The organism is Thermococcus sp. (genome assembly GCF_027066465.1).
GTDB lineage: Archaea > Methanobacteriota_B > Thermococci > Thermococcales > Thermococcaceae > Thermococcus.
On the sequence record NZ_JAMONU010000110.1, the window covers coordinates 1 to 10,320 of the forward strand.

The window sequence follows — 10,320 nt, forward strand, 5'->3', positions numbered from 1 at the left end:
TGAGGTCGCCGAGGAACCAGCGCTTCCTCTGGCGCCAGAGAACTGAGAGGTTCTTCGGCATCTCCGTCCAGACCCTTGCCCTTGGCGCGTAGACCACCTTTCCGAGCCTCTTGACGGCCTTTGTGGTGGCGTAGTCCTCGACGATGTCCTCGACGAAGCCCCCGATTCTCTCGAGGGCGTCCCTGCGGAAGGCCGAAACCGGACCTGGGGCGAGGCTCAAATCTTCAAGCTCCTTGGCCCTGCGGAACATCGCTATCCTCAGGTGCTCCGCGTCCTGCGCCCTCTCAAGGAAGGAATCCCCCGTGACCCTGACCTGTCCTCCAACGCCGAGCACTTCGTCGGAGTAGAAGCGCCTCACGAGTTCCCTGACCGTGGTCGGTTCAAGGTAGCTGTCGGCATCGGTCGTCACTATTATCTCGCCAGAGGCTTTAGAAAGGCCGAAGTTCAGGGCTCTGGCTTTGCCCCCGTGCTCCTTCCTGTAAACCTTCAGGCGGGGGTTCCTTACCGATGAAGCAACTTCAAACGTGCTGTCCTCACTGCCGTCATCGACGACGATGACCTCAAAGTCCGGATAATCCTGAGCGAGCGCCGAGCGTATGGCTCTAAGAACCCTTTCCCCCTCGTTGTAAGCCGGGATTATGATTGAAACCCTCGGCGTCCATTCCCTAATTATGTAATTCCTGAAAAGGCTAATTATGTAATTGAAGAAGAAGTAGCCGTCCCAGAGGAAGATGAGCGCGAGCGCAACGGCGAGGGGAGGTAAGTTCATGTATGAAAAATCTGCCCGAAAGTTTTAATCCTTACCGTCCACCGCAAGGAGGGGCTTTCTCTCGAGCTTATACCTCACAACGTAGCGGCCGTGCTCGAAATCGTCTTCCTCGGCCTCGAGGACCTCGACCGGCTCAAGCTCAAGGCCCAAATCCATAGCCTCCCACTTGATGTCGTCGAAGTAGTCGTACAGCCCGCAGGTGGCGCAGAAGGAGCCCTCAAACTCTATAACGACCTCGTCCCCCTCGAGCTTTAGAATCCTCGCGCTGGCCTCGCTACCGTGAAGGCGATTGAACTCGTTGAGAACCTTCCTGAGCTTCTCCTCGACCTCCATTCTCCCACCGGATTTAGTTCGCTAAGCCCACTTAAAAAGTTTGCTTAACCAACCGAATAGTTTAAAAACCGAAAGTCCAACGGGTGGCCGATGGCGAGGAAAAGAATACGATGGGCGAGACGGGAATACAGCGACGAGGAGATATTTTCAATCCTCAGCGAGCCGGTTAGGGAGTGGTTCAGGCGGAAGTTCGGGAGCTTCACGCCCCCACAGCGCTACGCGGTTATGGAGATTCATAAAGGTGAGAACGTGCTTATCTCCTCGCCGACCGGCTCTGGAAAAACGCTCTCCGCTTTCCTCTCGGCCATAAACGAGCTGATTCTCCTCGGAAAGGAGGGCAAACTTGAGGATAAAATCTACGTCCTCTACGTCTCACCGCTGAGGGCTTTGAACAACGACATAAAGCGCAACCTGGAGGGGCCCTTGGCCGAAATTAAGGAAGTGGCGAAGGAGCTCGGCTACGATTTGCCCGAAATTCGCGTCGGCATAAGGACGAGCGACACGTCGAGCTACGAGAAGAGCAAGATGGTGAAGAAACCGCCCCACATTCTGATAACCACCCCGGAGAGCCTTGCGATAGCTCTAAACGCCCCCAAGTTCCGCGAGAGGCTGAAGACGGTTAAATACCTCATTATAGACGAAGTTCACGCTCTAGCTGAGAACAAACGCGGTTCCCACTTGGCTTTGAGCGTTGAGAGACTTCAGGAGATGGCCGAGGAGAAGTTCGTGAGAATCGGCCTCAGCGCGACGATACACCCGCTCGAGGAGATAGCGAAGTTCGTTTTCGGCTTCGATGACAACGGGGAGCCGAGGCCGGGCCTTATCGTTGACGTCAGCTTCGCCAAGCAGACCGAAATAAAGGTCGAGAGCGTCGTCGAGGACCTAATCTACACCCCTGCCGGAGCGCTGAGCGAGGCGCTCTACAGGAGACTGGCGGAGCTTATCAGGGAGCACAGGACGACGCTAATCTTCACCAACACGAGGAGCGGTGCCGAGAGGGTTGCCTTCAACCTGAAGAAGCGCTACCCAGAGTTTGAAGGCCTAATAGAGACGCACCACTCAAGTCTATCACGCGAGGTTAGGCTGGACGTTGAGGAGAAGCTGAAGAGGGGCGAGTTAAAAGCAGTAGTGTGCGTTCCGGGTCATTCCAAAATTATTACCTCCAGAGGCATTAGAAGAATTGACGGTCTTAGTGTAGATGAGGAAATCGTGGGAGTTAAAGAATCAAGGAGTCGTTTTGTTGAGTTTGGGGGAACTCACAGAATCGAATACAACTCGACTGGTGTCAAGCTTAAGACAAGGCTCGGCTTTGAAGTTGAAGCCACACGAGAACATAAGTTCCTGACGATAAAGGATGGAAAGCTCACCTGGGTTGAGGTTGAGAAGCTTAAACCGGGTGATTACGTTGGAGTTCTGCGCAGGTTGCCAAGTCCTGATGAAGAAGTTCCCATTTTTGAAATCCTCCCGGACTCCGCATACCTGCACCTTCGAACTGAATTTCTAAGGGAACTGAAGAAGAACATTCAGACTAAATTCTGTTCAATTAACGCTTTTGCAAGAAAGCTAGGCATGAGTGAAAGCTACTTATCGAAGCAACTCCGAGGGGAGTATCCATTTAGGTGGAGCAAACTAAAAGTAGTCCTCCAGGAAGTTGGAATGACCCTTGACGAAAGCGACGTGGTGAGGATAACTTCCGACAAAAACAGCTATGAATTGCCGAAGAGGTTCACACCTGGGCTGGCTCGATTGCTCGGTTTCTGGATTGCCGATGGTTCGTGGAAAGATGGCACGGTAACGCTGTTCTCCAGCGATTTGGACATGCTTAAGCATTATGCCAAGCTCGCCAAAGAGGAGCTCGGAATCGAGGGGAGCATAAGAAAGCAAAACGAGAGTACATACTCTCTTGAGCTTTCCTTTAACGTTCTTTTTCACATGTTCAGAGAGTTCGTTGGGAATGGGGGCAAGAAATCCCTCAACGGCAGATTTCCAGAGATACTCTACCGCCTTCCAAAGGAGCACAAAGCTCAGTTTCTCTCAGGGTACTTCGATGGTGATGGGTACCTTGAGATAAAAGAAGGCAGGCGAGTGTATTCAGCGGGCTTCGCTACGTTCAACTCCGAGTTCGCCGAGGGGATACGCAATCTCTTGCTTCAGCTCGGAATCGTTGCCTCCATCAGGAGAAGGTATTACAATGAACGACAATTCTTTAGGGCCAGGGAGATAAGAAAGACCGGGATGTCTTACACCGTTGCCATCTTGGGAGGAGAGTACCTCAGGAAATTTGCGGAACTAATTAAACCTTGGCGTCCAGAACTTAGGAAAATAAAGGAAATCTCTGGGAAAGGGTACTCCAACCAAGATGTAATCCCAGGAATCGGCAAACGCCTGAGAAAGCTCCGGGAAGCACTTGGTATCAGCTCTTACAGGCTTCAAAAGGCTGGCTTTTATAATCCCGTGAAAGTCGAACTCGGAACCCGTGAAATCAGCAGAAGAAACTTGGTGAAACTTCTCGATTTTTACGAGAGGGTTGCAAGAGAGAAGAGGAGAGAAAACATAATTCCTGAAATCGAGGAGCTTAGAAAACTCGCCGAGGGAGACGTTTTCTTTGATAGAATTGAATCCATTGAACCTGTTTTCATCACCGATGCTTATGGCATATTGAACTCCGAAACAGGGAACTACGTTGTCAATGGCTTCGTCTCAAAAAACAGCTCGACCAGCCTTGAGCTAGGGATAGACATTGGAACGATTGATTTGGTGGTTCTAATCGGCTCGCCAAAGAGCGTGAACCGCGCTTTACAGAGAATAGGTAGGGCCGGCCACAGGCTACACGAGGTCAGCAAGGGAGTTATTTTGGCTCTCGATAGAGATGACCTGGTCGAGGTCACCGTTCTGGCGCACAACGCGAGGAACAGACGCTTAGACCGCGTCAGAATCCCTAAAAACCCGCTCGACGTCTTAACTCAACACCTCCTCGGAATGGCCTTAAACAAGGTCTGGGATGTTGACGAAGCTTACCGCGTTGTCAGAAGGGCTTATCCATTCAGGGATTTGTCCTTCAAGGACTTCATGAGCGTTTTAAGGTACTTAGCTGGAGAATACGCCGGATTGGAGGAGCGGAAGGTTTACGCCAAGATATGGCTGGAGGACGGGAAGTTCGGAAAGCGCGGAAAGATGACGAGGGCGATTTACTACATGAACGTCGGAACCATTCCGGATGAGGCCAAAATCAGAGTTTACACAATGGACAAAAAGCTAATAGGCACAGTTGAGGAGGAGTTCGCGGAGCGCTTGATGCCCGGCGACATCTTCGTCTTAGCTGGAAGAACCTACGAGTTCGTCAAGAGCAGAGGCAACAAGCTCTACGTCATCCCGCGTGAGGGTGCCAAGCCGACCATTCCGGCGTGGTTCTCCGAGATGCTCCCGCTCAGCTTCGATTTGGCGGTGGACATTCAGCGCTTTAGGAGGGAGGTTAAGGGGCTACTCAGCAGGAAGGACGCCGTCAAAAGGTTGATGAGGAAGTACGGGATAGACGAGAAGGCCTCGCGCGCCATAATCGCTTACTTCCGCGAGCAGGCGAGGTATTCGGTGGTTCCCGACGACGAGACAGTCCTTGTTGAGTTCGTTCCGGGAAACAGGAGGAACCGCTACTTCTTCCACACGCTAATTGGGAGGCGCGCCAACGACGCTTTGAGCAGGGCCTTCGCCCACCTCGTGAGCAAGAAAAAGAACTGCAACGTCGGGATAGCGATAAACGACAACGGCTTCGCTTTGCTCCTTCCGCCGGAGGTTGAGCTGAGCGAGGAGGAAGTGATTGAGCTTTTCGAGGTGGATGACCTGAGGGAAACGCTGAAGAGGGCCTTAGACAACACCGAACTGTTGAAGAGGCGCTTCCGCCACGTCGCCAACCGAGGGTTGCTAATTTTGAGGCGCTACGTCGGGAGGAGCAAGAGGCTCGGCAGGCAGCAGGTCATGGCGGTCTCGCTCCTTAAGGTGCTCAAGGAGAACTACCCGGACTTCCCGCTCCTGAAGGAGGTCTACCGCGAGATTATGGAGGACAAGATGGATGTGGAAAACGCGGAACTGTTTCTGAGCTGGGTTAGGAACGGGAAGATAAAGGTGGTCTTCCAGAGGAACGCCGTTCCCAGTCCCTTCGCCTTCAATCTGGAAGCTATAGGCTCGAGCGACGTGGTTCTGATGGAAGATAGAAGGGAGCTGATTAAAGCCCTGCACAGAAAAATAATGGCGATGATAGGAGATTAGAGGCCGTAAACGTTTTCTCTCCTTCCTATGCGAACGACGTAGACCGTTTTTGAGTCTTCTTCAACGCTGTAAATTATGCGGTAATCTCCAACCCGTATGCGGTAAAAAGGATAACCCCTGAGCTTTTTATATTGTGTGAACCAGGGATTCTGGCTGAGTTTAAGAAGGGCCTCCTTTATTCGCTCCCTGTCAGTGGGAGGCAGTTTTTTTGAGAAACTTCAGGGTGTTTCTCGAAAGAACGACCTCATAGCTCATGGAGAACCTCCTCGAGCTTCACGCCCTTTTTCTTAGCGTTTTCAAGCTCCGACATCAGCTCCTGAAGCTCGTCCTCATCGGCTTCGAAATAGCCCGCAAAGTTGTCAATCTTCGAGTTGAGCACTCTAAGCTCCTCCTTAATCTCGCGAAGCTCTTGGAGGATGAGCCTCCCAACGCTATCCACCATTACCACCGCCAGATTGTTAATGCACACCAACAGAATAAAAAGTTAGTGGAATCAGATTAGCTCCCTCTCCGTTCTCGTCAGTCTCTTGGCCCCGTTTTCGGTTATGACTATTGTGTCCTCTATCCTGACTCCCCCGAACTTTGGAATGTAGATGCCCGGCTCGACGGTGACGACCATACCGGGCTTGAGAACCGTCTCATCGCTCTGGTTCACGCCGGGCCACTCGTGTATCTCAAGGCCGACGCCGTGTCCAGTCGAGTGGATGAAGTAGTCGCCGTAGCCGTACTCCCTGATGACGTCCCTAACAATTGTGTCGAGCTCCTTCGCAGTTATTCCCGGCCTCGCCATCTCAACGCCCTTCATCTGGGCCTCAAGGACAGCCTGATAGATGTCCTTCTGCTTTTCGTTTGGAGTTCCGACGACTATTGTCCTCGTCGTGTCTGAGTTGTAGTGCTTGTAGAGGGCGCCCTCGTCTATAACGACGAACTCACCCCGCTCGATTCTCTTGTCGCTCGCGACACCGTGGGGTAAAGCGGAACGCCAACCACTCGCGATTATCGTGTCAAAGGCCGGCTTCTCAGCGCCGTTCATCTTCATGACGTACTCCATCTTGGCGGCTATTTCCCTCTCGCGCTTGCCCTCGCTTATCTCCTCTATGGCCGCGAGCATCGCTTGGTCTGCTATCTCGCACGCCCTCGCTATTACTTCAAGCTCCTCCTTCGTCTTAATCATCCTCAGCTCCTTTATGACGTCATCAACAGTAACGAATTCCTCAACGCCGAGCTTTTCCCTGTAGTTCTGGACCGTTGAATAGGCTGTTCTTCCCTCGATTCCGAGTTTCCTCAGCTTGAAGGGCTTGAGCCTCTCGAAGAGCTCCGGTCCGCGCTTGAAAGCCTCAACGGGAACGCGTGAGGTTTCTTTGGCTTCTTCATACTCAAGCTGGGGGACGAAGAAAACGGCTTCGTCAGCGGTTACGAGTAGGTATCCGCCGAGAACTGGGGCGGAACCCGTGAAGTAATAGAGGTTTGGTCTATGGGAAATGACAACACCGTCCAGCTCGTTTTCGGTTATGAACTCCCTCAGCTTTTCAATCCTCATTACCACCACCGGCGGGATTTCGTGGGAGAAGATAAAACGGTTTCGGAAAGGATATAAACTCCAGAGTTTAAACCCGAACAGGTGTTGAGGGTGACCGTTTACCTTTTTGACTTCGATGGAACGCTCGTTGACAGCACCGGAGCCGTTGAAAAGGCCCTCAGGATAGCCATTGAAAAGACGATTCCAGCTGTTATAGAGAGCGACCTCTACGACGAGTACTACAAGGCGCTGTTCCTCTTCATCAAGGGCAAGCTCACCTACCAGCACCTCGGCGTCATCCACGAGCTCGTGGCGCAGGGGACAATCCACGAGTACTACAACCTGATGCCCAGGTACATCAAGGACTTTCCCTTCGCCCGCCAAGTTGTGAGGGAGCTTAGAAGGCGGGGCAGGAAGGTTATAAGCTTCTCCGGCGAGCACACATATCCAGGCGGAAAGGTAATTTTCATGAAGAAGACCGGCTGGTACGACGAGTTCGATGAGGTCGTGACGTTCAAGGGAACGAAGGACATGCTCCAGAAGTTCGAGACGCTGAGGGAGCTTTACCCCGATGAACCCTTCGTGTGGGTCGATGACAGTCCCGCGCGCTTCACGTACATCCTCGACGACAACACGCTCCTCGTCCAGAAAGCCTCTCCCTATAAAAGCGACGTCGCGCTGCTCTTCGAAAGGGTTAACTTCATAAAGATAAAATCAATCAGAGAGGTTCTCGAAATAGACGACGGTTTGAGCGAGTTTCTGAGTAAAACTTAAAAGGGAACTCCTTTACCAAAACCGGGGGAGGTGATGGCTGTGAAAGTGAAGGCCGTCATCCTCTCCTACGCGGGTTCACACGAGCACCAGGACAACCACAGGATGATTCTCAAGCCCATCGGCATAGAAGACAGGGGAAGCGCGGCCCAGCTCATCGGCAGGAAGGTTGTCTGGAGAACTCCAACGGGAAGGAAGATGTTCGGCAGGGTCATCAAGACCCACGGCAACCGCGGCGAGGTCAAGGCCGTCTTCAAGCCCGGTCTCCCGGGACAGGCTTTGGGAGACATCGTCGAGATTCTCTAAACCTTTAAAGCCCCTCAACCCTTTTCTTTACGGGTGGGAGAATGGAGCTGATTGAGGTTAGTGAAGGTTCCGCGAGGTTCTTTGTACCGAAAGCCGAACGAATTTACGACGCGCCGGTCTTCTACAACCCAGTAATGGCACTCAACAGGGATATAAGCGTCCTCGTCGCCCGTGCTCTTGAACCCAAGAGGGTTCTCGACGCGCTCTCGGCGACGGGAATAAGGGGAATCCGCTACGCCCTTGAAAGTCCAGCGGAGGAAGTCTGGCTCAACGACATAAGCGACGAAGCCTACAGCCTGATGAAGCGGAACGTCGCCCTCAACTTCGGGGGGGAGCTTTACGAGGAGGGCGACCGCTCCTACCTCTGGGGAGAGAAGCTGATAGTCATAAACAAGGGCGATGCCAACAGGCTGATGACTGAGAACTTCCGCTACTTCGACCTGGTCGATTTGGACCCCTTCGGCTCGCCGATGGAGTTCCTCGATACGGCATTGAGAAGCGTGAAGAGGAGGGGCGTTCTGGCCGTTACGGCAACGGATACCGGAGTTCTCTGTGGGGCCTACGCCAGGGCCTGCGTGAAGAACTACCTCGCGAGGCCGATACGGGGCGAGCTGTGCCACGAGGCCGGTTTGAGAATCCTCATCGGGACGGTGGTTAGATACTCTGCAAAGTACGACCTTGGAGTTGAAGTTCTCCTGGCTTACTACCGCGACCATTACTTCAGGGCGTTCCTCCGGTTTAAGAGCGGGGCGAAGAAGGCCGAGAGGAGCCTCGCCCAGCTCGGCTACCTCTGGCAAGATGAGAACGGAAGCTTCACCTACGAGAAAGCCTTCCTCCCGGAGAAGCCCAAGGCCTTCGGCCCGATGTGGCTCGGCCCGCTGAAGGATTCTGAGTTCGTGGAGAAACTTTCAAAGGAGCTTGAGGGCTTTGAACCTGCCCATAAGAAAACAAGGACCTTTGTGGAGCTACTCGCGGGTGAACTCGACGTTCCGTTCCACTACGACACCCACGCCCTCGCGCGGAGGAACGGCCTGGAAGTGAGGAAGGTGAGCGAAATAATTGAAAGGCTCGAGAAACTCGGCTACAGGGCGAGCAGGACGCACTTCTCGCCAACGGCGATAAAAACCGATGCCCCCTTCGAGGTGGTGCTCGATGTCCTCAGAGGCGGTTAAACTCGCAAGGCGCTTCTACCTCGACGAGTGGGCAGACGCGGAGCTGTACGAGAGGCTCGCCGAGTGGGAAAAGGACGAGAAGATAAGGGCGGAGTTCAAGCGTCTGGCCGAGCTTGAGCGCTGGCACGCCGAGTTCTGGAAGTCCTTCCTCGAGAGAAGGAACGAGAAACCGCCGAGGCCGAGGGTGAACCGCCTGACTGTATGGAGCGTTAAGCTCCTTCGGAAGTTCCTCGGGCCGGGTTCCGTCGCTTCCCTCCTTGAGATGGGCGAGAACAGCGCGATAGAGAAGTACTTCCGCTTCCTCAACGAATATGCCAGCGAGATGAGCGATGAGGAGCGCGAAACCCTTAGGAGGGTAATCCTTGACGAGATAGAGCACGAGAAGTTCTTCCGAGAGGAGGAGAAGGCCTTCCACGTGGAGAACATCAGGGACCTCGTCCTCGGAATGAACGACGGCCTCGTCGAGATACTCGGAGCGGTTACGGGCCTCTCGGCGGTTTACCCGAACAACCCACAGCTCGTCGGGATAAGCGGTCTCATCGTCGGAGTTGCCGGCGCGCTCTCGATGGCGATAGGCACCTTCGTCTCGGTCCGCTCGCAGAGGCAGGTCAAGGAGTCAATCCGCTCGAGGACAGAGGTCCTCTTCGAGGTCTCGCCCGATAAAACGGCCGAGGAACTCAGGGAGAAGCTGATAGAGGGCGGAATGCCCGAGGACATGGCGAAGGAGATAGCGGAGAAGCTCAAGGACAACCCTGATGCCGTTAAAAAGCTCCTCCTTCCAGAGGCCGAGGAGAATGAGGTTCGCGCCGCGTTGTACACGGGCTTATCGTACCTTCTCGGCGTCGTCTTCCCGGTTACTCCCTACTTCCTGGCCTCGAACTCGCTCACGGCGCTCGCCTTCTCGATACTCCTCGCGGGTTCGGCTCTCGCGATAGTGGCGACGCTGATTTCGCTCCTCTCGGGAATATCGGTCAAGAAGAAGGTCGCGGAGATGGTAACTACTGGCCTCGGCGCGGCGTTCCTGAGCTACCTCTTCGGAAGGGCGATGGAGGCAATCTTCCACGTCTCGGCGCTTTAGAGGTAAACCACCTCAACGCCGAGCTTTTCCGCTATTTTTCCCTGTTTCTCATCGGCCGTCGCGAGCTTTCCGTACTTGAGGGCCTGGGCGATGTAGATGGCGTCGTAGA

General features: G+C 53.8%; 10 protein-coding genes. 5 read left to right on the top strand and 5 right to left on the bottom strand.

Annotated features, from left to right (window positions below; all coding sequences use genetic code 11):
* Both MVK46_RS05095 and MVK46_RS05100 read right to left on the bottom strand, forming a co-directional pair.
* The coding region (locus MVK46_RS05095) for a glycosyltransferase family 2 protein (protein WP_297535566.1) at nucleotides 1-769 on the bottom strand (769 nt) is incomplete at its 3' end.
* 24 nt (nucleotides 770-793) lie between these two features.
* On the bottom strand, nucleotides 794-1,102 hold the full coding sequence (locus MVK46_RS05100; protein WP_297535567.1) for a hypothetical protein: 309 nt from the start codon (nucleotides 1,100-1,102) through the stop codon (nucleotides 794-796).
* Between the two features lie 90 nt (nucleotides 1,103-1,192).
* Between MVK46_RS05100 and MVK46_RS05105 the strand changes: the two genes are divergently transcribed.
* Nucleotides 1,193-5,365: a DEAD/DEAH box helicase gene (locus tag MVK46_RS05105; protein WP_297535568.1), complete on the top strand. Its 4,173-nt coding sequence runs from the start codon at nucleotides 1,193-1,195 to the stop codon at nucleotides 5,363-5,365.
* Here MVK46_RS05105 and MVK46_RS05110 read toward each other — a convergent pair.
* From MVK46_RS05110 to pepQ, 3 genes are read right to left on the bottom strand one after another with little or no spacing between them, the layout of a single operon-like run.
* Nucleotides 5,362-5,568, bottom strand: a complete 207-nt coding sequence (locus MVK46_RS05110; RefSeq protein WP_367182633.1) for a type II toxin-antitoxin system RelE/ParE family toxin — start codon at nucleotides 5,566-5,568, stop codon at nucleotides 5,362-5,364. The genes MVK46_RS05105 and MVK46_RS05110 overlap by 4 nt on opposite strands.
* A gap of 41 nt (nucleotides 5,569-5,609) precedes the next feature.
* A complete protein-coding gene (locus MVK46_RS05115) occupies nucleotides 5,610-5,807 on the bottom strand; it encodes a hypothetical protein (protein WP_297535574.1) in 198 nt (65 codons plus the stop codon).
* Between the two features lie 51 nt (nucleotides 5,808-5,858).
* Nucleotides 5,859-6,911 carry a Xaa-Pro dipeptidase PepQ gene (pepQ, locus tag MVK46_RS05120; protein ID WP_297535569.1) on the bottom strand — a complete coding sequence of 351 codons (1,053 nt, stop codon included), beginning with the start codon at nucleotides 6,909-6,911 and terminating at the stop codon, nucleotides 5,859-5,861.
* 84 nt (nucleotides 6,912-6,995) lie between these two features.
* Between pepQ and MVK46_RS05125 the strand changes: the two genes are divergently transcribed.
* From MVK46_RS05125 to MVK46_RS05140, 4 genes are read left to right on the top strand one after another with little or no spacing between them, the layout of a single operon-like run.
* A complete protein-coding gene (locus tag MVK46_RS05125) occupies nucleotides 6,996-7,658 on the top strand; it encodes an HAD family hydrolase (protein ID WP_297535575.1) in 663 nt (220 codons plus the stop codon).
* Nucleotides 7,659-7,691: 33 nt separating this feature from the next.
* Nucleotides 7,692-7,961 carry a 50S ribosomal protein L35ae gene (locus MVK46_RS05130; protein ID WP_297535570.1) on the top strand — a complete coding sequence of 90 codons (270 nt, stop codon included), beginning with the start codon at nucleotides 7,692-7,694 and terminating at the stop codon, nucleotides 7,959-7,961.
* 41 nt (nucleotides 7,962-8,002) lie between these two features.
* The gene (locus tag MVK46_RS05135) at nucleotides 8,003-9,133 is read left to right on the top strand and encodes a tRNA (guanine(10)-N(2))-dimethyltransferase (RefSeq protein ID WP_297535571.1); all 1,131 of its coding nucleotides are present in this window, start codon (nucleotides 8,003-8,005) and stop codon (nucleotides 9,131-9,133) included.
* A complete protein-coding gene (locus MVK46_RS05140; RefSeq protein ID WP_297535572.1) occupies nucleotides 9,114-10,211 on the top strand; it encodes a VIT1/CCC1 transporter family protein in 1,098 nt (365 codons plus the stop codon). Before MVK46_RS05135 ends, MVK46_RS05140 begins: the two co-directional genes overlap by 20 nt.
* The last annotated feature ends 109 nt before the right edge of the window (nucleotides 10,212-10,320 follow it).

Bases quoted from the DNA above. Each gene is read 5' to 3' on its own strand.
- MVK46_RS05100 (WP_297535567.1), bottom strand. From the start codon at position 1,102: ATGGAGGTCGAGGAGAAGCTCAGGAAGGTTCTCAACGAGTTCAATCGC.
- MVK46_RS05105 (WP_297535568.1), top strand. From the start codon at position 1,193: ATGGCGAGGAAAAGAATACGATGGGCGAGACGGGAATACAGCGACGAG.
- MVK46_RS05115 (WP_297535574.1), bottom strand. From the start codon at position 5,807: ATGGTGGATAGCGTTGGGAGGCTCATCCTCCAAGAGCTTCGCGAGATT.
- MVK46_RS05130 (WP_297535570.1), top strand. From the start codon at position 7,692: ATGGCTGTGAAAGTGAAGGCCGTCATCCTCTCCTACGCGGGTTCACAC.
- MVK46_RS05135 (WP_297535571.1), top strand. From the start codon at position 8,003: ATGGAGCTGATTGAGGTTAGTGAAGGTTCCGCGAGGTTCTTTGTACCG.
- MVK46_RS05140 (WP_297535572.1), top strand. From the start codon at position 9,114: ATGTCCTCAGAGGCGGTTAAACTCGCAAGGCGCTTCTACCTCGACGAG.